Annotated in this window: 25 protein-coding genes; 11 read left to right on the top strand and 14 right to left on the bottom strand. The window is 57.8% G+C overall.

The window, feature by feature from the left end; translation table 11 throughout:
• The first annotated feature begins 2 nt into the window (after positions 1–2).
• The 8 genes from ACR0BK_RS00210 (at position 3) to ACR0BK_RS00175 (ending at position 8019) form a co-directional block, all read left to right on the top strand.
• A complete protein-coding gene (locus tag ACR0BK_RS00210) occupies positions 3–614 on the top strand; it encodes a TorD/DmsD family molecular chaperone (RefSeq protein ID WP_480476674.1) in 612 nt (203 codons plus the stop codon).
• A gap of 57 nt (positions 615–671) precedes the next feature.
• Entirely contained in the window at positions 672–860 is a 189-nt protein-coding gene (locus ACR0BK_RS00205; protein WP_480516714.1) for a ubiquinol-cytochrome c reductase iron-sulfur subunit N-terminal domain-containing protein, read from the top strand.
• Positions 861–965: 105 nt separating this feature from the next.
• Positions 966–3860 carry a formate dehydrogenase subunit alpha gene (locus ACR0BK_RS00200; protein ID WP_480516712.1) on the top strand — a complete coding sequence of 965 codons (2895 nt, stop codon included), beginning with the start codon at positions 966–968 and terminating at the stop codon, positions 3858–3860.
• Between the two features lie 12 nt (positions 3861–3872).
• Entirely contained in the window at positions 3873–4466 is a 594-nt protein-coding gene (gene fdh3B, locus ACR0BK_RS00195) for a formate dehydrogenase FDH3 subunit beta (protein ID WP_209504177.1), read from the top strand.
• 75 nt (positions 4467–4541) lie between these two features.
• Complete coding sequence (locus tag ACR0BK_RS00190; RefSeq protein ID WP_480516710.1) at positions 4542–5744, top strand: formate dehydrogenase subunit gamma; 1203 nt, start codon at positions 4542–4544, stop codon at positions 5742–5744.
• Positions 5745–7007: a c-type cytochrome gene (locus ACR0BK_RS00185; RefSeq protein WP_480516708.1), complete on the top strand. Its 1263-nt coding sequence runs from the start codon at positions 5745–5747 to the stop codon at positions 7005–7007.
• Between the two features lie 13 nt (positions 7008–7020).
• Positions 7021–7146 carry a hypothetical protein gene (locus tag ACR0BK_RS00180; RefSeq protein ID WP_480476664.1) on the top strand — a complete coding sequence of 42 codons (126 nt, stop codon included), beginning with the start codon at positions 7021–7023 and terminating at the stop codon, positions 7144–7146.
• The gene (locus tag ACR0BK_RS00175; RefSeq protein ID WP_480553282.1) at positions 7147–8019 is read left to right on the top strand and encodes a substrate-binding domain-containing protein; all 873 of its coding nucleotides are present in this window, start codon (positions 7147–7149) and stop codon (positions 8017–8019) included.
• Between the two features lie 64 nt (positions 8020–8083).
• On the opposite strand, the gene ACR0BK_RS00170 is transcribed toward ACR0BK_RS00175, so the two are convergent.
• The 10 genes from ACR0BK_RS00170 to ACR0BK_RS00125 form a co-directional block, all read right to left on the bottom strand.
• Positions 8084–8899, bottom strand: a complete 816-nt coding sequence (locus ACR0BK_RS00170) for an ABC transporter substrate-binding protein (protein ID WP_480553281.1) — start codon at positions 8897–8899, stop codon at positions 8084–8086.
• A 20-nt stretch (positions 8900–8919) separates the two neighbouring features.
• A complete protein-coding gene (locus ACR0BK_RS00165) occupies positions 8920–9654 on the bottom strand; it encodes an ATP-binding cassette domain-containing protein (RefSeq protein WP_480553280.1) in 735 nt (244 codons plus the stop codon).
• Positions 9647–10360: an ABC transporter permease gene (locus tag ACR0BK_RS00160; RefSeq protein ID WP_480553278.1), complete on the bottom strand. Its 714-nt coding sequence runs from the start codon at positions 10358–10360 to the stop codon at positions 9647–9649. The genes ACR0BK_RS00165 and ACR0BK_RS00160 overlap by 8 nt, the downstream gene beginning before the upstream one ends.
• A 159-nt stretch (positions 10361–10519) precedes the next feature.
• Positions 10520–11509 carry an ABC transporter substrate-binding protein gene (locus tag ACR0BK_RS00155; protein WP_480553276.1) on the bottom strand — a complete coding sequence of 330 codons (990 nt, stop codon included), beginning with the start codon at positions 11507–11509 and terminating at the stop codon, positions 10520–10522.
• Between the two features lie 60 nt (positions 11510–11569).
• Entirely contained in the window at positions 11570–12415 is an 846-nt protein-coding gene (locus ACR0BK_RS00150; RefSeq protein WP_480516704.1) for an ABC transporter permease, read from the bottom strand.
• Entirely contained in the window at positions 12412–13329 is a 918-nt protein-coding gene (locus ACR0BK_RS00145; RefSeq protein WP_480553275.1) for an ABC transporter permease, read from the bottom strand. The genes ACR0BK_RS00150 and ACR0BK_RS00145 overlap by 4 nt, the downstream gene beginning before the upstream one ends.
• Positions 13326–13769 carry an N-acetyltransferase family protein gene (locus ACR0BK_RS00140; RefSeq protein WP_480553273.1) on the bottom strand — a complete coding sequence of 148 codons (444 nt, stop codon included), beginning with the start codon at positions 13767–13769 and terminating at the stop codon, positions 13326–13328. The genes ACR0BK_RS00145 and ACR0BK_RS00140 overlap by 4 nt, the downstream gene beginning before the upstream one ends.
• The gene (locus ACR0BK_RS00135; protein WP_480553271.1) at positions 13759–14556 is read right to left on the bottom strand and encodes an ABC transporter ATP-binding protein; all 798 of its coding nucleotides are present in this window, start codon (positions 14554–14556) and stop codon (positions 13759–13761) included. The genes ACR0BK_RS00140 and ACR0BK_RS00135 overlap by 11 nt, the downstream gene beginning before the upstream one ends.
• A 54-nt stretch (positions 14557–14610) precedes the next feature.
• Positions 14611–16065, bottom strand: a complete 1455-nt coding sequence (hydA, locus tag ACR0BK_RS00130) for a dihydropyrimidinase (protein WP_480553269.1) — start codon at positions 16063–16065, stop codon at positions 14611–14613.
• Between the two features lie 92 nt (positions 16066–16157).
• Positions 16158–17408 carry a Zn-dependent hydrolase gene (locus tag ACR0BK_RS00125; RefSeq protein WP_480516694.1) on the bottom strand — a complete coding sequence of 417 codons (1251 nt, stop codon included), beginning with the start codon at positions 17406–17408 and terminating at the stop codon, positions 16158–16160.
• 172 nt (positions 17409–17580) lie between these two features.
• Here ACR0BK_RS00125 and ACR0BK_RS00120 point away from each other — a divergent pair, with 172 nt between their 5' ends.
• Complete coding sequence (locus ACR0BK_RS00120) at positions 17581–18189, top strand: TetR family transcriptional regulator C-terminal domain-containing protein (RefSeq protein WP_480516692.1); 609 nt, start codon at positions 17581–17583, stop codon at positions 18187–18189.
• A 47-nt stretch (positions 18190–18236) separates the two neighbouring features.
• Here ACR0BK_RS00120 and preA read toward each other — a convergent pair whose 3' ends face one another.
• The 4 genes from preA to ACR0BK_RS00100 all read right to left on the bottom strand — a co-directional run bounded on the left by preA (position 18237) and on the right by ACR0BK_RS00100 (position 22569).
• Positions 18237–19541 carry an NAD-dependent dihydropyrimidine dehydrogenase subunit PreA gene (gene preA / locus ACR0BK_RS00115; protein WP_480553268.1) on the bottom strand — a complete coding sequence of 435 codons (1305 nt, stop codon included), beginning with the start codon at positions 19539–19541 and terminating at the stop codon, positions 18237–18239.
• 18 nt (positions 19542–19559) lie between these two features.
• Positions 19560–20396, bottom strand: coding sequence for a class I SAM-dependent methyltransferase (locus tag ACR0BK_RS00110; protein WP_480553266.1), 837 nt, complete (start codon positions 20394–20396; stop codon positions 19560–19562).
• Between the two features lie 46 nt (positions 20397–20442).
• Positions 20443–21777: an NAD(P)-dependent oxidoreductase gene (locus ACR0BK_RS00105; protein ID WP_480553265.1), complete on the bottom strand. Its 1335-nt coding sequence runs from the start codon at positions 21775–21777 to the stop codon at positions 20443–20445.
• A 159-nt stretch (positions 21778–21936) separates the two neighbouring features.
• Entirely contained in the window at positions 21937–22569 is a 633-nt protein-coding gene (locus ACR0BK_RS00100; RefSeq protein ID WP_480553264.1) for a cupin domain-containing protein, read from the bottom strand.
• A 144-nt stretch (positions 22570–22713) separates the two neighbouring features.
• Between ACR0BK_RS00100 and ACR0BK_RS00095 the strand changes: the two genes are divergently transcribed.
• On the top strand, positions 22714–23709 hold the full coding sequence (locus ACR0BK_RS00095) for a hypothetical protein (protein ID WP_480553262.1): 996 nt from the start codon (positions 22714–22716) through the stop codon (positions 23707–23709).
• Between the two features lie 72 nt (positions 23710–23781).
• Positions 23782–25074: an O-acetylhomoserine aminocarboxypropyltransferase/cysteine synthase family protein gene (locus ACR0BK_RS00090; RefSeq protein ID WP_480553261.1), complete on the top strand. Its 1293-nt coding sequence runs from the start codon at positions 23782–23784 to the stop codon at positions 25072–25074.
• Positions 25075–25076: the final 2 nt, after the last annotated feature.

The following is a 25076-nucleotide window of genomic DNA, read 5'->3' as shown; positions in this document are numbered from 1 at the left end:
GAATGACCGCAAGTGACGCGCACACTCTGGATGTTTCAGCCGAGGATCGCCTGCGCGCGGATTTCTATAACTTTCTGGGTCTGTTACTGGCAGGTCCTCCGGACCAGATGTTGCTGAACCAAATGGCTGGTCTGGTCGGAGATGACACGGATCTCGGCAAGGCCATTCAATCCATGGCGCGGGTTGCCAAGGTCACCAAGCCAGCCGCTGCCGAACGGGAATTCAATGCGTTATTCATCGGATTGGGCCGGGGTGAGTTGCTGCCTTACGCCAGTTTCTACCTGACGGGCTTCCTGAACGAGAAACCCTTGGCTCAGCTGCGCAATGACATGGCGGTTCGCGGGATCACACGTGCCCAAAACGTGTTCGAGCCCGAAGATAACATCGCCTCATTGATGGAGATGATGGCCGGAATGATCGTCGGGCGTTTTGGCAGCCCGGCATCCCTGGATGACCAAAAGGCATTCTGGAGCAAGCATATCGGCCCCTGGGCCACGCATTTCTATTCGGATTTGGAAGCAGCCGAGAACTCGGTTCTTTATGCATCCGTCGGCACTGCCGGTCGGGTGTTCATGGAGATCGAGCGCGAAGCGTTCCGGATGACGGCGGGGTAACCCGCACATCGCCGGTGTCCTATGGGCGCCAAACCGCAATTGGGAAAGGAGGTTCCCATGAGCAAGACCAAGGAAGAAGGCGCCACCCGCCGTGACTTCCTCAAACTGGCCGGAACCGCAGCACCCGCTGCCGTTGCCGCCGCCAGCCTGACCGGGAAGGCCGAAGCCGCCGCGCTGCCGGCCGACGAAACCCGCATTCAGGATACTGCGCATACACGCGCATACATCGAGAGCACCCGGTTCTAGGACTGGACGCTTTCACACCCGACAGACGGTTGCGATTGGCCCTGACGTCGGCTTCAGCAGTACCAAGCCAGCCGTGGCTTACACGGCGCGCAAGGGAGGAAAGACATGCTTAGGAAAAAGACCAACGGGGTTGCGAGACGCCCCCAGCGGACAAGTATCCTGTCCCAGGTCGGCGAGAAAACCGTCGATCGCCGCGCATTCCTGCGTGGCTCGGGCCTGACGATCGGCGGCCTTGCCGCGATCAGCGCCACAGGTGGAACCGTGACGCCAGCCAGTGCCCAGACGGCGGCCAAACAGGCCGTTGAAAACATCAAATCCGTATGCACCCACTGTTCGGTCGGCTGTACTGTCGTTGCCGAAGTGCAGAACGGTGTCTGGGTCGGGCAGGAACCCGGCTGGGATAGCCCGTTCAACCTGGGTGCACACTGTGCCAAGGGGGCCTCGGTTCGCGAGCACGCCCATGGTGAACGCCGACTGAAATATCCGATGAAAAAGGAAGGCGGCGAGTGGAAGCGCATTAGCTGGGAAGAGGCGATCAACGAGATCGGCGATGGCATGATGTCGATCCGCGAAGAATCCGGGCCCGACAGCGTGTATTGGCTGGGCTCTGCAAAGCACAATAACGAACAGGCCTATCTGTTCCGCAAATTCGCCGCCTACTGGGGCACGAACAACGTGGACCATCAGGCCCGTATCTGCCACTCGACCACGGTTGCGGGTGTTGCGAATACATGGGGCTACGGCGCCATGACCAATTCGTATAACGACATCCACAACTCGCGCGCCATCTTCATCATCGGCGGCAACCCGGCTGAAGCGCACCCTGTCTCTCTGCTGCACGTTCTGCGCGCGAAAGAGCAGAACAACGCACCGCTGATCGTCTGCGACCCGCGATTTACGCGCACCGCGGCCCATGCGGATGAATATGTCCGTTTCCGCCCGGGCACAGACGTTGCGTTGATCTGGGGCATCCTGTGGCACATCTTCGACAACGGTTGGGAGGATAAAGAATTCATCCGCACCCGTGTCTGGGGCATGGACCAGATACAGGATGAGGTGGCCAAATGGACGCCTGAAGAAACAGAACGCGTCACCGGCGTGCCTGGCTCGCAACTGAAACGTGTTGCCCGAACCATGGCCAACAACCGCCCCGGCACGGTCATCTGGTGCATGGGCGGCACACAGCACACCAACGGCAACAACAACACCCGCGCCTATTGCGTGCTTCAGCTTGCGCTGGGCAATATGGGTACCTCGGGTGGTGGCACCAATATCTTCCGCGGCCACGACAACGTGCAGGGCGCGACAGACCTTGGTGTATTGTCCCATACCCTGCCCGGCTATTACGGCCTGTCCGCGGGCGCATGGGGCCACTGGAGCCGCGTCTGGGGTGAAGACCTGGATTGGTTGAAGGGCCAGTTCGCCACGATCAAGGGCAAAGACGGCAAGGACAAACCGCTGATGAATGAAAGCGGTATCCCGGTATCCCGCTGGATCGACGGTGTTCTGGAAGACCCTGCGAACATGGATCAGGACAACAATGTCCGTGCCATGGTTCTGTGGGGTCACGCGCCGAACTCGCAAACGCGGGGTCCGGAAATGAAAACGGCAATGGAAAAGCTGGACATGCTGGTCGTGGTCGACCCGTATCCCACCGTTTCCGCTGTTCTGCATGACCGCACCGATGGCGTCTATCTTTTGCCCGCCTGTACGCAGTTCGAAACCCGAGGTTCGGTCACCGCGTCAAACCGCTCGCTGCAGTGGCGTGACAAGGTCGTAGAACCGCTGTTCGAAAGCCTGCCGGACGAGGTCATCATGGCCAAGTTCGCCAATAAGTTCGGTTGGGCGGATCGCCTGTTCCGCAATATCGAGATGGAAGACCCCGAGACCCCGAATGTTGAAAGCATCACGCGTGAGTTCAACTCGGGCCTCTGGACCATCGGCTATACCGGGCAGTCGCCGGAACGTCTGAAAAGCCATATGGCCAATCAGCACACGTTCGACAGAACCACGCTGCAGGCCATTGGTGGACCAAACGACGGCGAATATTATGGTCTGCCGTGGCCCTGCTGGGGAACCGCTGAGATGGGTCATACGGGGACACCGAACCTCTATGACATGTCCAAACCGGTGGCCGAAGGTGGCCTGACCTTCCGCGCCCGGTTCGGTGTGGAACGCGATGGCGACAACCTGCTGGCCGAAGGGGTCTATAGCGTTGGATCAGAAATTCAGGACGGATACCCTGAATTCACGATGCAGATGCTGATGGATCTTGGCTGGGACGGTGACCTGACGGCTGAAGAACGCGCTGCAATCGATGCCGTTGCAGGCCCCGAGACCAATTGGAAAACCGACCTTTCAGGTGGTATCCAGCGGGTGGCGATCAAGCATGGCTGCGCGCCCTTCGGGAACGCCAAGGCCCGCGCGGTCGTCTGGACCTTCCCGGATCCGATCCCACTGCATCGCGAGCCGCTTTATACGAACCGGCGTGATCTGGTGGCGGACTATCCGACCTACGAGGATCGGCACTCCTATCGCCTGCCCACCCTCTATGCTTCGATCCAAAAGAACGATTTTTCAAAGGATTACCCGATAATCCTGACGTCTGGTCGTCTGGTCGAATATGAAGGCGGTGGTGACGAAAGCCGGTCTAACCCATGGCTTGCTGAACTTCAGCAGGATATGTTCGTCGAGATCAACCCGCGCGATGCCAACAACCTTGGCATTCGGGACGGACAACAGGTCTGGGTCGAAGGTCCGGAAGGCGGCAAGGTCAAGGTGATGGCGATGCTGACCAATCGGGTTGGTGCCGGTGTCGCCTTCATGCCTTTCCACTTTGGCGGCCATTTCCAGGGCGAGGATCTGCGGCACAAATACCCCGCCGGTGCTGACCCCTATGTTCTGGGCGAAAGTTCCAACACCGCCCAGACCTATGGCTATGATTCAGTGACCCAGATGCAGGAGACCAAGTGTACTCTCTGCAAGATCTCGGCAGCGTAAGGAGGACGATTAATGGCTAGAGCAAAGTTTCTCTGCGACGCTGAACGCTGCATCGAATGCAACGCCTGCGTAACCGCGTGCAAGAACGAGCATGAGGTACCTTGGGGTATCAACCGCCGCAGGGTGGTGACGATCAATGACGGCAACCCGGGCGAACGCTCGATCTCGGTGGCCTGTATGCATTGTTCGGACGCACCCTGCATGGCGGTGTGCCCGGTCGACTGCTTCTATCAGAACGAAGAAGGTGTTGTCCTGCACTCCAAGGACCTGTGCATCGGTTGCGGTTATTGCTTTTACGCGTGCCCGTTTGGCGCGCCGCAATACCCGCAGGCGGGCAATTTCGGTTCACGCGGCAAGATGGACAAATGCACGTTCTGCGCTGGTGGTCCCGAAGAAAACCACTCGACCGCAGAGTTCGCCAAATATGGTCGCAACCGGATCGCCGAGGGCAAACTGCCCATCTGCGCCGAAATGTGCTCCACCAAGGCCCTGCTTGCCGGTGACGGCGACGTGGTGTCGGCTGTTTACCGTGAACGCGTCGTGGCGCGCGGTTTCGGCTCGGGCGCCTGGGGCTGGGGTACTGCCTACGACCAGAAAGACGGCTAAGCCGCTGTCTGCACAAAGCAATGGACAACCCGCTCAGCGCGGGTTGTCCGATCTTGGAATTTGACCGAGGTTCAGATGCTCCGCTTTCTCATCGCTTTTCTGTTCACCCTTGGGCTTACCTTTTCGGGTGCCGCCCAAACGACCGATGACAGCACCGCCATACCTGAAAGGGCGGGAACCGGCGGAGCGACGACCCTCGAAGACATCCTCGCCCGGCAACGTGGTGAGAAGGTGGATAACGCTTATCGCTCCGACAATACCGGCCAGAGCAATGTCGAGGGTCTGATGGGGCAGCTTGGCACCCGTGGTGTTGCATCGAACAGCGATGTGTACCGTGCGTTGCGCTATGGTTCGGCCGATGTGACCGTGTCGTCAAACGGCCCCGCTGCTAGCGTGTTGATACAGGATGGTGGCATGTGGTGGCTGAATTTCCGCACTGGACCGCTGCGCGAATATGGCACTTACATCATCGCCGGGATGTTGGGCATCATTTTGCTGTTCTTCCTGATCCGTGGGAAAATCCACATCGATGGAGAGAAAACGGGCCGCACAGTCACCCGTTTCAACGGGATTGAACGTTTTGGCCATTGGCTGTTTGCAGGATCGTTCCTGATCCTCGGCATTACTGGTTTGCTCACGCTCTATGGCCGCGACTTCCTGATCCCGGTCTTCGGCAAGGAAGGTTTCGCCACCATCGCACAAGGCTGCAAGTGGCTGCATAACAATCTGGCCTGGGCCTTTATGCTGGGTCTGATCATCGTCACGGTGAACTGGATTGCTCATAACATCCCCAACCGCACTGACCTGAAATGGCTGGCCGCTGGCGGGGGCCTGTTCACCAAGGGCAACCACCCGCCCGCCCGGAAATTCAATGCGGGGCAGAAGATCATCTTCTGGGCCTGCATCCTGCTGGGCGTGTCAATCAGTCTGTCCGGCTTATCACTGCTGTTTCCGTTCGAGTTGCCCCTGTTCGCCAAGACCTTCTCGGTCGCAAACGCCACGGGCGTTCCTCAGGCGCTGGGTCTGACCTTGCCGGTGCAGATGTCACCGCAGGAAGAGATGCAATTCGCCCAAGTCTGGCATGTCATGATTGCCTATGTGTTCATCGCGATCATCGTTGCGCATATCTATCTCGGCTCGGTCGGTATGGAGGGCGCATTTGACGCCATGGGAACCGGCGAGGTCGAGGAACAATGGGCGCGCGAGCATCACTCGCTCTGGCTGGAAGAGGTGCAGGAAAAAGAGGCTGGCAAAGCAGCCGCCTCACCCGCTGAATAGATGCGTGGGCTGGTTCTGGCGCTGGCGCTGGTGCCCCTGCCTGCCGTGGCAGAGTTCTTTACACTGAAAGGGCATGGCGGCCCCATTATGGGCATTGCCACCGCGCCAGACGGTCGCATCGCAACAGCCAGTTTCGACAACTCTGTGGGTCTTTGGACCGGGCAAAAGCCAGATTGGTTCGAAGGGCACGAAGCGGCGGTGAACGCAGTCGCGTTCAACGGCTCCGCTTTCTATTCTGCTGGGGACGATTTCACCCTGCGCAAATGGCCCAGCGGTGAAGTCATTGGCCGACACAAGGGCAAGATTGTCGGCCTTGCCACGTCAGAAACCCTTATTGCCACGGCCAGCTGGGATGGAACAATCGGCCTGTGGCCTGTCGATGGCACAGAACCCGCGCGGCTTGGACCGACTGGCAGTGGCGTAAACGCGGTCGCATTCTCACCTGACGGCACGCAGCTTTATTCGGCGGGCGTCGACGGCGCTTTGCGGCTATGGGATGTATCCAGCAGGCAGGAAACAAGGCGTCTGGTCGAGCACGGGTTCGGCATCAATGAACTGGCCCTGAATGCACAGGATAACTGGATCGCCTATGGTGCGGTTGACGGTGTTACGCGTATCCTTGACCTTGCCACCGGGGAAGAGCGCGACTTCACACTGGACCGCCGCCCGATCCTTGCCCTTGCACTCAGCCCGGATCGGAGACTCTTGGCCGTAGGCGATGGCGAAGGGTATATTATGGTCATCGACACCGTCGATTGGCGCATTGCACAGGATTTTCGCGCCACGTTGCGCGGTCCGGTCTGGGCTTTGGCATTTTCCGCAGACGGTAAAAGCATCCATGCGGGCGGACTTGACGAGGCGATGTACAGCTGGCCTGTGGACGCGTTGTCCGGCCAACACCAGATGGCCTCGGCAGAACCGAGTTTCCTGAAAAATCCTGATGAGATGGACAACGGAGAACGCCAGTTTGCGCGCAAATGTTCGATCTGTCACAGCCTGTCCTCCGATAATGCACGACGTGCAGGCCCCACCCTGCACGGTGTATTTGGACGTCCGGCCGGCACAGTTCGCGGATATTTGTACTCGGATACATTGCAAGGCTCTGATATCATTTGGAATGACGAAACGATAAATGCCCTTTTCGACGAAGGGCCAGACCACTACATTCCGGGGTCGAAAATGCCGATGCAGCGGATTGCCAAAGCACAGGATCGCCAGGATCTTATCGCTTTTCTGCGTCGCGCAACAACTGACCGGAACTGAACCGGAGGAGCCCATGAAAGCCTTTCTCGCCGCCGTCGCCGCGATGGTCGTTATTGCAGGCGCAGCCCCGTTTGTGCTGGAACAAATCGGATTCAGTACCGCTGACACAACATCCGGCACCGCCGTGCGCCTCGACTGAATGCCGCAATATCTGACCACCCGTGAACTGGCCGATCTGCTGCGCATTGGCGAGCGGAAGGCCTATGACCTTGCCTCGTCAGGCGAAATACCGTGCGTGCGCGCCATGGGTAAGCTGTTGTTTCCGCGGGCCGAGATCATTGCCTGGCTCAACGCGTCGCGATCCGGTCCTCAGGTCGCCGAACCGCCCCTGCCCCCGATCATAGCGGGCAGCCACGATCCCTTGCTGGACTGGGCGTTACGTGAAAGTGGATCGGGGCTGGCCACCTATTACGACGGTTCTTTTGACGGGCTGATCAGGCTCAGCAAACGCAGCGCGCAGGCCGCTGTGCTGCACATCCACGAAAATGGCGGATTCAACAAAGAATCCCTGCTTGACACTTTGGGCGAAGCCCCGGTGATCCTGTTTGAAATCGCCCGACGTGAGCGTGGATTGCTTCTTGCCCCGAGCATATCCGACATCAATTCTTTTGACGACCTCAAGTCTCGCACCGTCATGCTACGTCAGGACAGTGCGGCAAGCCAGCGCCTGTTTGACTCCCAACTTGATGCCCACGGTCTGAGCCGGGATGATCTGGACATTCGACCAGGCTGCGCACGCACAGAAGAAGAGCTGGCCATCGCCCTGCATGACCGGAAGGCCGAGGCCGGTTTTGGGCTTGGCGCCCTAGCCGGGCTCTACAACTTGGGTTTTGTCCCCACTCATTCCGAGCGGCTGGACCTCGCGATCTGGCGCCGGGCCTTCTTCGATCCGCCAATACAGAAACTGCTGACCCTGTTGCGCTCGGGTCAATTCGCCCAGCGGGCAAGCGAATTCGGCGGCTATGACCTGTCTGGTCTTGGCACGATCCACCACAATGGGGCCAGCGGGTGAGCTTCCACCCGCGCCTTCATCTTTTCAAAAATACTCGCCCCGCAGGGGCTGGCCGCAGGCCAGCTTATTGCGCATTGGGGAAAAACACCTGCTGACCGTCCAGTCGGAAAGAGGCGATCGCCTCCTGCCCGTCCGGCCCGGTCAACCAATCGATGAACCGCTGTCCAGAGGCAGCGCGCACATGGGGATGCTTTTCGGGATTTACGAGGATCACACCATATTGGTTGAACAGACGCGGATCACCTTCGACCAGTATCTCAAGATTGCCTCTGTTACCAAAGGATAGCCACGTCGCCCGATCTGTCAGAGTATACGCGTTCATGCCGCTGGCCACATTCAGCGTTGCCCCCATACCCGACCCGGTTTCCCGATACCAACTTCCGGATGCGCCGGTTGGATCCAGCCCCGCGGCAGACCAATGCCGCAGCTCGGCCTTATGCGTTCCACTGTCATCTCCGCGCGATGCAAACGGGGCTTCAGCGCTTTCGATCGCAGCAAGAGCGTTCAAAATTTCGGCACCACCGCGAATTCCGGCAGGATCTGCCTTGGGGCCCACCAATACAAAATCGTTATACATCAGGTCCCTCCGCTCCACGCCATATCCATCAGCGACGAATTTCTCTTCGGCGGATTTGGCGTGAACCAGCAGGACGTCACCGTCACCGTTCACTGCGTTGCGAATTGCCTGACCTGTTCCTACGGCCACGACGCGCACGTCAATGCCCGAATCGGCCTCGAACCACGGCAGAATATAGTCCAACAGCCCCGAGTTCTGGGTGGATGTCGTAGATTGAACGACAATGAACGGAGTCTCTGCCCTGGCCGCACTTGCCGACAGACCAAGGGCTATCACTGCTGCCCGAAATATTGCGCGGAACATCATACTCTCCGTTTTATCTTTTAAGTAACCAATCCACCCGCGAGGTAGCGGCGCGATGCTTCGCTTACCGGGGTATCCAAAACCTGTTTTGCGGGACCGTGTTCAACCACAAGACCGCCCTGCATCATGACCACATCCGAGGCCAAACGACGGGCCTGACCAATATCATGTGTCACCATCACGATCCGTACACCCCGCGCAGAGGCGCGCAGAACCATACGTTCGATCATCTGTGTCGCGCCGGGATCAAGGGCGCTGGTCGGTTCGTCCAGAAACAGTGTTTCGGGCTCCAGCGCCAAGGCACGCAATATGGCCAGCCTCTGGGCCTCGCCGCCCGACAGTGATCGGGCGGATTGCCGGGCCTTACCATCCAGCCCGCCTTCGGCCAGCAACTCGGTGATACGTGCCTTTCTTGCTGTTCGCCCAATACCCTGACGTTTGAGGACAAAGCCCAGGTTTGCAGCAACAGACCGTCGCAACAGAACCGGTCTCTGAAACACCATGGCTTGGCGCGCTTTCTGCGCGGCGCCCAGAGGGTTTCCATCCTGCACCACCCCCCCGCGATCCGGCGAGATCAGGCCATGCAAGCACCGCAGCAACAGGCTTTTGCCCGCACCGTTGGGGCCTAGAAGCAACGTCGGCCCCGGACCATCCAGAACCAATGAAGGAACATCCAGCAAAACCTTGCCGTTGCTGCGAATTTGCAAGTTTTCAACTGTCAGACAGTTCGACATGTCACAGGTCACGTCACGCATGGCGCAACCCCTCCTGTTCGGCCCGCAAACTGACCGCGCTGACCATCGCGTTTACGGCAATTGCAATTCCGATCAGGATCGCCCCCAGCGCCAGTGCCAGAGACAGATTTCCCTTCGACGTTTCAAGCGCAATGGTCGTCGTCATCACGCGGGTCACATGATTGATGTTTCCGCCAACGATGATAACCGCGCCCACCTCGGCGATGGCGCGTCCAAAACCTGCAAGCAAGGCCGTGACAAGTGCCAGTCGCGCATCCCACAACAAAACCGGCACCGAGGCCAGCCGTGACACACCCAAGGAGCGCAGCTGTTCGGAATATTCCTCAGCCAGCATCTCAACAACCTGACGCGTCAAAGCCGCGACAATGGGGGTGACCAAAACGACCTGCGCAATGATCATGGCAGTCGGAGTGTACAAAAGCTCAAGCACCCCAAGGGGACCGGAACGGGACAGGGTCAGATAGACCAGCAGGCCCACGACAACCGGTGGAAACCCCATCAGTGCATTCATCAGGACGATCAATATCCGGCGGCCGGCGAACCGGGCGACGGCCAACGCAGCCCCCACGGGCATTCCGATCAGAGCAGAAACCAGCACTGCAAACACGGACACTTTCAGAGACAACAACACAATTGCCCACAGCTCAGAATCTCCCCCGAGGATCAAGGCGATCGCAGCGCTGAATTCTGATGAAAATTCCTGCATTTTCTTCCTAGTTATCTACGTTTCGTACAGAAAGCGCTAGATTACAGGGAAATACTACTTCATTTCGGTGCCAAGTACAGACACAATTCCGACATCCCGAATACGAAACGCGGCCCCGATTGGGACCGCGTTTTTTATCAGTCAGATGAACCGTTGGCGTCAGTTCAGAGCAGCGTCCGTGATCTGATGCGTCCAGGCCCCTTCGGGTGTTTTGGTGATCACCGGATCAGAACCTCCGGCCAGCAGAGTACCAACGGTGCGATCAAAATCCGCCGGGTCCAGAGCGCCGTTCGAACCTGCGGTCAACTTGGCGATCTCACCCATCATGCGTTTCTGATGTTCTTCTGTCTGCGCACCCGTTGCATCGTTCTCCAGCACGATATCTGCCGCTTCATCGGGGTTTTCCTCGGCGTATTTCCAACCTTTCATCGAAGCGCGCACAAATCGCTGCATCTTGTCGGTGAACGCCGCATCGCTGAGATTTTCTTCCAGAACGTAAAGACCGTCTTCCAGCGTCGCGACACCCTGGTCTTCGTATTTGAAGGTCACCAGTTCATCCGGGCTGACACCGGCATCGATGACCTGCCAGTATTCATTGTAGGTCATGGTGCTGATGCAATCCGCCTGACGTTGCAGCAGCGGGTCGACGTTGAAGCCCTGTTTCAGAACTTCCACACCGTTGTCGCCTTTCCCATCAGTGCTGATGCCCAACTGGCTCATCCAGCTCATGAACGGGAATTCATTGCCAAAGAACCAGACGCCCAGCGTGCGGTTCTTCAGGTCCTCGGGCGACGAAATACCGGCATCTTTCCAGCAGGTCAGCATCATGCCCGAGCTTTTGAACGGCTGGGCGATGTTCACCAACGGCAACCCTTTTTCACGTGCGGCCAGAGCGGCAGGCATCCATTCAACGGTCACATCAGCACCGCCGCCCGCAATCACCTGTGTCGGAGCAATGTCAGGCCCGCCGGGCAGAATGGTAACGTCCAGCCCTTCTTCCTCGTAAAAGCCCTTGTCCTTGGCAACGTAGTAGCCCGCGAATTGTGCTTGCGTGACCCATTTCAGTTGCAGTGTCACTTCATCCGCCGCCAGCGCCGTACTGGCTGCCAGACCAAGGGCGGCAACCGCCCCGCTGAATAGCTTGTTCATCTTCATTTCTCCTAGTTGCTTGTTGCGCCCGATTTTCAGGGTCTGTTGATTTTCTTCGTCTTATCCGCGTTGTGAGGGGTGCCAGAACGTCACCACTTTTTCGATTCCCGCCACCAGGCCATAAAAGGCCGTACCTGCGATAGCGGCAACAACGATTTCGGCCCAGACCATGTCCAACGACAATTGACCGACGCTGGTGGATATCCGAAATCCCATACCGAGTGTTGGCGATCCGAAGAATTCAGCCACGATGGCGCCAATCAAAGCCAAAGTTGTCGAAATCTTCAACCCATTGAAAATGAAAGGCATCGCCGCAGGCAGCCGCAACTTCAGAAAGCTCTGCCAATAACTTGCAGCATAGGTTTCCATCAAGTCACGCTGCATCGCTGTGGCCTCGCGCAGACCGGCCACGGTGTTGACCAGCATCGGAAAGAACACCATCACAACGACCACCGCCGCTTTGGAATGCCAATCAAACCCGAACCACATGACCAGAATGGGTGCCGTCCCCACAATAGGCAAAGCCGCGACGAAATTCCCGACTGGCAATAGCCCCAAACGCAGGAAATCCCACCGATCAACAGCAATCGCTATAAGGAAGGCCGATCCACAGCCGATGACATATCCGCTGAGCGCGCCTTTCAGGATCGTCTGAACAAAGTCGGCCCAAAGAATGTCAAGGCTACCTGCAAATCGCACCGCTATGGCGGAGGGTGCAGGCAGAATGACCAGCGGTACTTCAAGCCCGCGGACCACCAGCTCCCAGGCTCCGACGATGGTCAGACCAAAAATCACCGGTGCCAGGAAGCGTACCATCTGGCTGTCGGCTTGCGGGCCACTGGCCAATCGGCTGTTCAACCACCAGCCGAAGGCCCACAGCAGCAAAGCAAAGACAACCAACATCATTGCGCCATCCCCATTCGCCTCAGAACCGACCGTTCAATCAATCCTAGCAAACCGACCAGGCACGCGGCCAGAATGGCTGCTGCAAACAGCGCTGACCATATCTGCACGGTTTGACCATAGTAACTGCCTGCCAGCAACCGAGCACCCAATCCTGCGACAGCGCCTGTCGGCAGCTCGCCCACGATTGCGCCGACCAGCGATGCCGCAATACCGATTTTCAACGAGGTGAACAGGTATGGCATCGACGCAGGCAAGCGCAGTTTCCAAAACCCCTGGGATTGGCTGGCATTATAGGTCCGCAACAGGTCAAGTTGCATCGCGTCAGGGCTGCGCAACCCTTTGACCATGCCTACAACAACCGGAAAAAAGCTCAGATAAGCCGAGATGATCGCCTTGGGAATGATCCCCTGAACCCCAACCGAGTACAGGACCACGATAATCATCGGTGCCAGAGCGATAATCGGGATCGTCTGGCTCACGATAGCCCATGGCATGACCGACAAATCCATCACGCGGCTATGCACGATCCCAACGGCCAACAAGACTCCCAGCCCGGTCCCGATGACAAAGCCCAGCATCGTAGCGCTGAGTGTCACCCACCCATGAAAGATCAGCGATCTTTTCGAGTTGATTTTCTTCAGGACAGTTGTATCCCACAGTTCAGTCGCCACCTGATGAGGTGATGGCAAACGGGGCTTGCCTTGCTCCCAAGTTGCTGGAATCGCGAACGAATTATCCAGAACCAGACCGAACTCTCCCAGATCCCGGCGCGCGCTTGCGGTGGGCGGCTGAACCTCGGCTCCACCACGTTCAAGTTCGGTCAAAACCCCTTTGATGTTCATTGGAACGCAAGCGGCATACCAGAACAGAACGATCACGGCGACGACGGTGAAGACGGCGATGATCTGCTTCATGCGTGCCACTCCATACGAAAGACGGGCACTGTATCCGGCGGTGCAGGCAGTTCTTCGGCGGTTACCTCGAACCCTTCACGGCGGTAAAACCTCTGCGCCGCCTGATTGGGTTTGTGTGTTGTCAGCCAAAGGTGGGTCCGACCCTCCTTCGCCTTGTCAACGAAACACTTGCCAATTCCCAGCCCCGTCCGGCTGCAATACAACGCACCGATTTTACTCTGTGCCGGATCAACGGACATGTAGCAATCAACCGGATCACCCGCGACCCAGATCTCACGGCTGTCGAACGCATCGCGGATCAAGGCCGCCAATTCCTCCACCGGCATTTCATCAGGCATCCAGTCCGTCTGCGAGGCCCAATTGTAAATCACGCGGGCACAAGCCGGCACGTCACCTACTACGGCCCGTCTGATGGTTTCTGCCCCCGGATCAGTCGTCATAAGAATGCCCCGCCCGCAACCCGTCGCGAACACGATGGGCCACTTCGATGAATTCTGGGGTGTCACGAATGTCCAACGGTCGTTCCTTTGGCAGCGGGCTGTCGATCACATCCGTAATCCGCCCCGGCCGCGGGCTCATCACGACAATTTTGGTGCTCAGATATACGGCTTCGGGAATCGAATGTGTCACGAAACCGATGGTTTTTTCGGTTCTTGCCCAAAGCGCCAGAAGCTGCTCGTTCAGGTGGTCGCGCACAATCTCATCCAAAGCGCCGAACGGCTCATCCATCAACAAGATATCAGCATCAAAGGCCAAGGCCCGTGCGATGCTGGCGCGCTGCTGCATCCCACCGGATAACTGCCATGGGAATTTTCCACCGAACCCTTCAAGATCAACCAGTTCCAGGACTTTTCTCACCCTTTCTTCCTGCTCGGACGCGGAATAGCCCATGATCTCAAGCGGCAGCTTGATGTTCTTTGCGATGGTGCGCCAGGGATAAAGGCCCGCTGCCTGAAAGACATACCCATAGGCCCTGTTCCGCCGCGCTTCGTCCGCTGTCATTCCGTTGACAGTCAGCGACCCGCCGGTCGGTGACTCCAAGGCCGCGATACAGCGCAGGAAAGTGGTTTTCCCACAGCCCGAGGGGCCAATGAAACTAACAAATTCACCCTTGTCGATCGTCAGGTTCACGTCTTTCAACGCGTGAACAGGCCCGTCATTGGTTTGAAAGGTGAGGTCAAGCTGCCTTGCTTCGATGACGTGCTGGGTCGTGCTTTCAGTGGTCATTCTACTGCCTTGAAAAGAGTGGTACCGGGGCCGCCCAAATAGCGGCCCAACGGATCAAACCCCCGTCGCCGGGATACCCGTCCGCTCAACTGGCCGAGGGGCGGTTAGTTCTTTCCACGCGCTCAAAGCCTTGTTGACGGTCGTATTTGCCTCGCGCGCAACGAACTCGCCATGGCCTTCCTGCGTGCGGATTTCACCATCATGTACCGCAACCTGTCCACGGGTCAGCGTAAAGCGCGGCAAGCCTTTGACCTCTTTGCCCTCAAACACGTTGTAGTCGATCGAAGATTGCTGCGTACTGGCTCTGATCGTTTTCGTTTTCTCAGGATCCCATACGACGATATCTGCATCCGCTCCAACAAGGATCGCGCCCTTTTTCGGATAGCAATTCAGTATCTTGGCGATGTTTGTTGAAGTCACCGCTACAAATTCGTTGGGTGTCAGGCGCCCGGTATTCACACCGTGCGTCCACAGCATCGGCATCCGATCCTCCAGACCGCCGGTCCCGTTAGGGATCTTGGTGAAATCCCCAACTCCAAAGCGTTTCTGTTCGGTCGTAAAGGCGCAATGGTCGGTTGCCACAACACTCAGCGACCCTGATTGCAGGCCATTCCACAGGCTGTCCTGGTGCTGCTTATTGCGGAACGGGGGGCTCATGACCCGCCGCGCGGCGTGGTCCCAATCCTGATTGAAATATTCACTTTCATCCAGGGTCAGATGCTGAATCAGCGGTTCACCCCACACCCTCTTGCCCTGCATTCGGGCCCGGCGAATGGCCTCATGAGACTCTTCGCAGGATGTATGAACAACATAAAGCGGCACGCCCGCCATATCAGCGATCATGATGGCCCGGTTGGTGGCCTCACCTTCCACCTGCGGTGGTCTGGAATAGGCATGCGCTTCGGGGCCAGAGTTCCCCTCGGCCAGCAGCTTGGCGCTCAGCTCGGCAACGACGTCACCATTCTCGGCATGCACCATTGCGATTCCGCCCAGTTCGGCCAAACGCCTGAACGAGGCATAAAGCTCATCGTCATTCACCATTAATGCGCCTTTATAGGCCATGAAATGCTTGAACGTGTTGATGCCGCGCGTCTCGATCACGGTCTTGAGGTCGTCAAATACCTGTTCACCCCACCATGTCACTGCCATGTGGAACGAGTAGTCGCAATTCGCCCGCGTTGATTTGTTGTCCCAGCGCTTCAGGGCATCCAGCAGGCTTTCACCCGGATTGGGCAGCGCGAAGTCAACAACCATCGTCGTGCCCCCGGCCAGGGCCGCCCGCGTACCGCTTTCGAAATCGTCGCTGGAATAGGTGCCCATGAACGGCATTTCCAGATGGGTATGCGGATCAATCCCGCCGGGCATCACATAACAGCCGGTCGCGTCCAACTCGCTATCCCCTTTCAGACCCATCCCGATCCCGGTGATGACGCCGCCTTCGACCAATACATCCGCCTTGTAAGACAAATCCGCGGTGACAACGGTTCCGTTTTTGATAACAGTACTCATTTTGAACTCCCTGATGCGGTCTGCGCCGCTTGCTTCATCTGGCCAAAAATATCCCGGGGGAGTCGCCCAATGGGCGACGGGGGCAGCGCCCCCTATTCCACGATTTCGGCAGTCTCGACCACGGCATGCAGCAGGACATCTGCCCCGGCTGCTGCCCAATCCTTGCTGATCTCTTCAGCCTCATTATGGCTCAGTCCGTCGACACAGGGGCACATGACCATGGCGGTCGGGGCCACACGATTGATCCAGCAGGCATCATGCCCCGCGCCCGAGATGATGTTGGTATGCGAATAGCCCAACCTCTCAGCCGCATCGCGCACGGCAGACACGCAATCGTCGTCGAATTTAACCGGATCGAAACCGCCGACTTTCTCGAATTCGATCTGCAGGCCCATTTCTTCGACAATATCTTCCGCCGCCACCCGCAGGCGGTTTTCCATGTCGGTGATCACCTCCAGCTCGGGCGAGCGGAAATCGACCGTAAAAACGACTTTTCCGGGGATTACATTTCGCGAGTTCGGGAAAACGTCAATATGCCCCGCAGCACCAACCGCATGCGGTGCATGAGACCAGGCGATTTCGTCCACTTTCTCAAGAATGCGCGCCATCGCCAGCCCGGCATTCTTGCGCATCGGCATCGGGGTCGAACCGGTATGGGCATCCTTTCCGGTCAGCGTGATCTGTGTCCAGCTCAGACCCTGACCGTGGGTAACGACGCCGATATCCTTGCCTTCAGCTTCAAGGATCGGGCCCTGTTCGATATGCAACTCAAAGAAAGCGCGCATCTTGCGCGCGCCGACTTCTTCTTCGCCGCGCCAACCGATCCGGTTCAGTTCATCCCCGAATTTCTTTCCCTCGGCATCTTCACGGTCATACGCCCAAGCCTGCGTGTGCATTCCTGCAAAGACACCGGACGACAGCATGGCAGGCGCATATCGCGTCCCTTCCTCGTTGGTCCAGTTGGTCGCCACGATGGGGTGTTTTGTCTTGATCCCGAGATCGTTGAGCGTTCGGATAACTTCCAACCCGCCCAGAACGCCCAGCACACCGTCATATTTTCCACCGGTCGGCTGCGTATCCAGATGCGATCCCACATAGACCGGCAAAGCGTCCGGATCGGTGCCCTCACGATGCGCAAACATGTTGCCCATCTGGTCCAGACCCATGGTGCATCCAGCCTCTTCACACCACTTCTGGAACAAGGCGCGGCCTTCGGCATCTTCGTCAGTCAGAGTTTGCCGGTTATTCCCCCCCGCAACACCGGGACCGATCTTAGCCATCTCCATCAGGCTGTCCCACAACCTGTCGCCATTGATCCTGAGATTCTGCGCCGGAGCTGCCATTGTCTTATTCCCTGTTTGCTTGCGATTTTGCTCGCTATTGGTGTCTTGATTTGACCAACTGGTCAAACTCACGCTATCACGGGTTCGGTATCAGTCAAGAAATTGCGCGGCAAAGCCTGAAATTTCAGTGTAATCCGTGCCTATCCGACGAAAAAAGAGACACACTGAAATCATGCCGAAAGACCGCGCACCGACTCGTATCCAGAAGAAGAACCGAGCCGCGATTCTCGAGGCTGCCCTGAATGTGTTTTCCGCACACGGGTTTCGTGGGGCGACCGTCGATCAGATTGCCGCCGAGGCGGGGTTGAGCAAACCCAATCTCCTCTACTATTTCGCGTCGAAAGAGGCGATCCACACCGAATTGCTTTCGGGCTTGCTGGAAACCTGGCTGGCGCCCTTGCACGATCTGGATGAGACCGGTGATCCGATGGAGGAAATGCTGTCCTATATTCGCCGGAAACTGCAAATGAGTCAGGAGCTACCACGGGAAAGCCGCCTTTTTGCCAATGAGCTTGTGCAAGGCGCGCCCCGCATTCACGATGCTTTGTCCAATGATCTCAAACAACTGGTTGACGAAAAGGTCACCATTCTCACTAACTGGATGGATCAGGGCAAAATCACGCGGCTGCACCCTTATCATCTGATGTTTTCGATCTGGGCGCTGACGCAGCATTATGCCGATTTCGACGTTCAGGTGCGGGCAATTCTGGGCGACGAAAACCCGTTTGAGGGTGCAGAACCCTTTGTCGATACGCTGTACCGAAAGCTCCTGACACCATGAACTCAGGGGCCGCGTCAGCGGCCCCTCAGGGATATTCCCTGTCTCGATCATTCCGCTGCTTTGGCCATCGGATTGTTCGGGTGCGTGGTCCAGTTCGCGTAGGTCGGCTGAACCTCTTTCCCGGTGCGCGGATCGATTTCACCCGCCGCCATCGGCACCATCGAAATGCAGCCTTCGACCGGGCAGATATCAACGCAGAGGTTACAGGCGACGCATTCGTCATCCTTTACCTCGAACACACGGTCATCCGACATTGAAATCGCTTGATGGCTGGTATCTTCACAGGCGGCATAGCACCGGCCGCATTTGATGCACTGGTCCTGATCGATCTTGGCTTTGGCGATGTAGTTCAGGTTCAGGTATTGCCAATCGGTGACATTGGGCACCGCGCGTCCGATCACCTCATCAATGCTGGTATACCCCTTTTCATCCATCCATTCCGACAGGCCTGCTGTCAATTCATCGATGATCTTGAACCCATAGGTCATCGCAGCGGTACAGACCTGCACCGTGCCACATCCCAGCGAAATAAACTCGGCCGCATCACGCCATGTGGTGACACCCCCGATGCCCGAGATCGGCATGCCATGCGTCGCCTCGGCCCGTGCGATTTCGGACACCATCGACAGGGCGATCGGTTTCACGGCAGGGCCACAATACCCTCCGTGGCTGCCCTTGCCATCAATCGAGGGTTCGGGGCTGAACGTGTCAAGATTGACGCTGGTGATCGAATTGATCGTGTTGATCAGCGACACCGCGTCCGCGCCACCATTTCTGGCCGCCGCCGCGGGTTTCCGGATGTCGGTGATATTCGGTGTCAGTTTCACGATGACCGGACGGTCATAGTATTGCTTGCACCAACGCGTGACCATCTCGATATATTCCGGCACCTGCCCCACGGCGGACCCCATACCGCGCTCACTCATCCCGTGCGGGCAACCGAAGTTCAATTCGATTCCGTCCGCGCCGGTTTCGGCCACGCGCGGCAGTATGGCTTTCCAGGCCTCTTCCTCGCAGGGCACCATGATCGAAGCGATCAGGGCGCGATCCGGATAGTCGGACTTGACCCGCGCCATTTCCTCGAGGTTCACCTCAAGCGGGCGGTCGGTGATCAGTTCGATATTGTTCAGTCCCAGCAAACGGCGGTCGGCACCGTAAATCGCGCCATACCGCGGGCCGTTCACATTTACGACCGGCGGTCCCTCGGACCCCAGCGTCTTCCACACAACACCGCCCCATCCGGCCTCAAACGCGCGACGAACATTGTATTCTTTGTCCGTCGGCGGCGCAGAGGCCAGCCAGTAAGGGTTGGGGCTGGAAATGCCCAGAAAGTTAGTCGTCAGATCGGCCATGGCTTCTCCCTTCCCGGCTCAGCCGGATTTTTTGAATATCATTTCGGTCGGGCGTATGCGCCCGGCCTTGAGGTTTTTGACGTAGTTCTGGAACTTTTTGGGCGCCGTCTCGCCCATCATCAGATGAATGCCCAGTGGTGCCGGGCCGGATTCGGCAATCTTTGCAAAGACGTCCTCAAAGAACTGTATCGCGAATTCGGTGCGATCCGTTTCTGTCACCAGTTCAAAACCCGCGGCGCTTGCCGCAGACTTATAAACATCCGGCGCATCCACGAACGAGGTCTCGGCAACAGTGGACCACGGCAGAGGGAAAGCCAGCGGCTCGTCCACGTCTCCGGCCATCACATCGAACAGGGCAAAAGTACCGCCCTTGGCAAGCGCCCGCGACACTTCGGCGAACAGTCCGGCCTTGTCCTTTATGTTCATGCCGACATGCATCATGACGGCCAGGTCGAACCCAGCATCCGGCACCGGCATCTCCAAAGCGCTGCCCACATGAAAGCTGGTTTTCGAGGAATGCCCGACCATATCGCTGAGAGCCCTGGCGGTTTCAACGAATTCCGGTGTCAGATCGACGCCTGTTACTGTCGAATCATAGCGATCCACGACATAGCGAGAGGTTCCGCCGATACCGCATCCGACATCCAGAACACGGGTCGCATGGGTCGGCGACAACTGCGCAAACAGGTTGTTGGTCGCCAGAACGCCGCCCGTGTGGAACTCGTCCCCCGCTTTCAGGTCTGCGACCGTGGCCGCATCCGGATCGATACCGCTGGCCTCAAGCGCCGCGCGAACGCGGTCGGCCAGTGCTCCGGTGGTGTAGTGTTGCGCTACGGCTTGTTCGATCTGGGACATGGGAATACCTCAGCAGCGAAAGGAATGGGGCGAATACCCCATCCTATCACGAAACCAGCGTCGCGTGGATGTCCATCGCAGCATCCCGGCCTTCAGCAACAGCCGTAACGGTGAGGTCTTCGCCGCCCGCCGCGCAATCTCCACCTGCCCAGACACCAGCCACGGAAGTGCGTCCCGCACCGCTGACAGCGATCTTGTTGCCGTCCAGCTTCAGCCCTTCCGGCGCACCTTCCAGCGTCTGACCGATGGCTTTGAGAACCTGATCTGCCCGCAGCCGGACCGTCTCTCCGGTTCCGGTAAGCTGACCGTTCTGGCTCGAGGTATATTCCAGCTCAATCTCGGTAGCGGCTCCATTGCCGTGTACTGCCACCGGCTGCACGTTGGTCAAAATCTGAACCCCGTGCGAGGCTGCCAGATCCTGCTCGTACCGGCTGGCACCCATGGCGTCGCGGCCCCGGCGATAGGCAATGGTGACGTTTTCGGCACCTAACAACTTGGACTTTACCGCCGCGTCCACGGCAGTCATGCCTCCGCCAATAACGACGACGTTCCGACCGACAGGAAGCTTTGCAAGATCATCAGCTTGCCGCACGTCCGCGATGAAATCGACGGCATCCCGCACGCCGTCCTTGTCAACACCATCCGCGCGCAAGGCATTGATCCCGGCAAGCCCGATGGACAGGAACACCGCGTCGTAGTTTTCGACCAGACCATCCAGTGAGATGCCTTCACCCAGAACCGACCCGGTTTCAATCGTGATACCACCGATTTTCAGCAGCCAGTCGACCTCGGCCTGCGCAAAATTGTTGGTCGATTTATAGGCGGCAATCCCATATTCGTTCAGACCGCCCGGTTTGGGCTTGCCTTCGTGGATCACCACGTCATGGCCCAGCATGGCAAGACGATGGGCGCAGGCCAGACCGGCAGGCCCTGCCCCCACGACAGCAACCGTTTTCCCGGTCGATGCCGCACGTTCAAACGGATGCGCGCCCGAGGACATAAGATCATCTGTCGCAAAGCGCTGTAGCCGTCCGATCTCGACCGGTTTGCCCTCGGCCGCCTCACGAACACAGGCCTCCTCGCACAGTGTTTCCGTCGGACAGACACGGGCGCACATTCCGCCCAGAATGTTTTGCTGAAAGATCGTTCGCCCGGCAGCCTGGGGCTGTCCGGCCTGAATCTGCCGGATGAATAGCGGAATATCGATGTCTGTCGGACACGCTGTCACGCAAGGTGCGTCATAGCAGAAATAACAACGGTCTGCTGCAACTGCGGCCTCATGCGGGGCCAATGGCGGATGCAGATCGGTGAAATTCGAGGTCAGCTCATCGCTTGAAAGCCGCCCCGCGACGATGCCGGGTGCCATCTGGCCCTGTGCCATCACTCTACTCCCTGTAGATATGTTTGTTATGACCTCAGCTTGCCACAAATAAATTTTTTATCAATTGGTAAAATTTGCCAAATGGTCAAAAAATCGAAAATCCGGGCCGTTAAACCCGGATTTATTGGCATTTTAGCTGATTTCAGGGCCGAAAAGCATTCAGACCATTTCACCAAGGTGGCAGGACTTGATCCAGACTCGGGCCCCATCAGGCCCTGCAACAGCCCGCGAGTGCGTTCCGGGAGGCAGGCGCAACCAGTCCCATTTCGAAAATTCTTCCCCCGATTCAGAGAAACTGCCCCTTATGACAAACACTTCCATGCCGTCGCGCGCGTCCAGTTCGACCACGCCCCCAGCAGCCCATGTCCGCACAAAAACGTCCTCATGATCATCTTTGAACAGCTGTACGTCAGAATAGCCATTTATCGAGCGGCGAACCTCGGTCCGGTCCTGCGGGTCAAACTGGTGCAACTTGACCAGAATGGTCGCGCCCTCGGCAGCGGACGGAGTGTGCGAGGAAGTTGGAGGGTTGCGAACATAGCTGCCGACGGGAAAATCTCCGGTCTCGTCCTGAAATACACCGTCCAGCACCAGATATTCCTCGCCGCCGTCATGGGTATGGGCGGAAAAGGTGCTGCCGGGCGCAAAGCGGACAATGGTTGTTGCACGGGCCACCTCATCACCAATCCGGTCCAGCATTTTGCGCTCGACCCCTGCTGCGGGAGAAGCGACCCATTCACTTTCGTCAAAGTGTACTGCGACCCGTTTGGTGAAATCCGCATTGATCCGCATGTGTATCCCTTTCTGAAGCGACCCCTGAAAGAAATGGGATCGCGTGATGAAATTTCAAATTATCCGCTTTTGACGCCTTGGGCCGCTTGCTGTAATCCGAACTTCAAGGTGCATGGTCAAACACCTGTCGGGAAACGGGCATAGATGCAGGCAACGTCACAGAAATTCAACGTCGCGGTCGTCGGTCAAAACAACCGTCTGCAATACGAGGCCCTGTTGTTTGCGGCTTCACTGCGCCATTCTTCACCGAAATTCGGGGGCAAACTGTTTGTCGTCACACCCAATCCGGGGCCACGCTGGAAACAGGATCCCCGCATTCAGGACGAAGATGTTCTGAAAGCCCTGAAACAACTGGATGCTGAAATTCTGCCCTTCGACTCGCATGTATTCGGTGAAAGCTATCCCTACGGCAACAAGATCGAAGCGCTGATGGCCCTGCCGGAAGATGAGCCCTTTGTGTTCTTTGACACCGACACGCTGATCACTGGCGAGATCACATCCGTCCCATTTGACTTCGACCGCCCCAGCGCGTCACTGAAAGTTGAAGGGACATGGCCCAAACCAACGCTGTATGGTCCCGGTTTTGACGGTATCTGGCGCGCACTTTACGCCCGGTTCGGGTTGGATTTCGAAAGCTCGCTGGACACCGATCAACCCCATGACCACTGGCGGCGGTACCTGTATTTCAATGCAGGCTATTTCTTCTACAAATGTCCCCGGAAATTTGGTGAGCGTTTTCTGGACTACGCCAGAACAATCCGCGACGAAAACATTCCGGAGTTGACAGGCCAAAGCCTTGACCCCTGGCTGGATCAGGCCGCCCTGCCCCTTGTCATTCACTCGTTCGGCGGTGGTCGTGATGTTTTGCCCTCTGGTTTGCTGGATGGATCCGTCAGTTGCCACTATCGCCTGTTTCCCTTGCTGTACGCCCGTGAAAGCGATCATGTGATAGACGTTTTGGAAACCATCGTCGCTCCAAACAAGGTCAAGAAGGTTCTCAAGCAATATGAGCCGCTGAAAAAGATGGTTCTGCAGGGTAAAGGCGCAAAAGTCCGCGCCCTGTTTGACCGCGATCATCTGCCACGACGTGAACAGGCCATCCGCAACACGATCAAAAGCAGGGGCCTCTGGCTGCGCTGACAGGATCGTTGTGCGCAAGCGGGCAATGGCCTACAGATTTCGCAAGACAAATTCCAACAGGAGATTTTCAAGATGTCTGACGGTCCCACCTACGGTTTCGACACGTTGCAAATTCACGCGGGCGCCCGCCCCGACCCGGCGACCGGAGCGCGCCAGACACCCATTTATCAGACCACGGCCTATGTGTTTCGCGATGCAGACCACGCAGCGGCCCTGTTCAACCTGCAAGAGGTGGGCTTTATCTATTCGCGCCTGACCAACCCAACTGTGGCTGTTCTTCAGGAGCGCGTGGCTACACTTGAGGGCGGTGTTGGCGCCGTTTGCTGTTCGTCCGGGCACGCGGCGCAGATCATGGCGCTGTTCCCGCTGATGGGTCCGGGTTGCAACGTGGTCGCCTCAACCCGTCTGTACGGCGGCACGGTCACCCAGTTCAGCCAGACAATCAAACGCTTTGGGTGGTCTGCCAAGTTTGTCGACACCGATGATCTGGACGCGGTGAAGGGCGCAATCGATGAAAATACCCGTGCGATTTTCTGCGAGTCCATCGCTAATCCCGGCGGCTATGTGACGGACATCCGTGCACTGGCAGATGTGGCCGATGCGGCGGGCATTCCGCTGATTGTCGACAACACCTCGGCAACACCATATCTGTGCCGCCCGATCGAACACGGAGCGACCCTGGTCGTGCATTCGACCACCAAGTACCTGACCGGCAACGGTACGGTCACTGGCGGTTGCATCGTGGATTCGGGCAAGTTCGACTGGTCGGCAAATGACAAGTTCCCCTCGCTCAGCCAACCCGAACCGGCCTATCATGGACTGAAGTTCCACGAAACGTTCGGACCTTTGGCCTTTACCTTCCACGGCATCGCCATCGGTCTGCGCGATCTGGGCATGACCATGAACCCGCAGGCGGCCCACTACACGCTGATGGGGATCGAAACCCTGTCGCTGCGGATGGAGCGTCATGTTGAAAACGCGCAAAAAATCGCGGCCTGGCTGGAAGCGGATGACCGGGTGGACTACGTCACCTATGCTGGATTGCTGTCATCGCCCTATCAGGATCGGGTCAAAGCTCAGTATCCACGCGGTGCCGGCGCCCTGTTCACATTCGCCGTGAAAGGTGGCTATGACGCCTGTATCAAACTGGTCAATGCGCTGGAGATTTTCAGCCACGTAGCCAATCTGGGCGACGCGCGTTCGCTGATCATTCATTCGGCTTCGACCACACATCGTCAGTTGACCCCGGAACAGCAGGAAGCCGCGGGCGCAGGTCCGGGCGTGGTGCGCGTATCCATCGGGATCGAGGACGTGAACGATCTGATTGCCGACCTTGATCAGGCTCTGGCCAAAGCAACCGCCTGACC

Source organism: Ruegeria sp. AF1 (assembly GCF_056542125.1).
The sequence above is the reverse complement of the archived record's forward strand: the minus strand, read 5'-3'. Positions and strand labels throughout refer to the sequence as shown.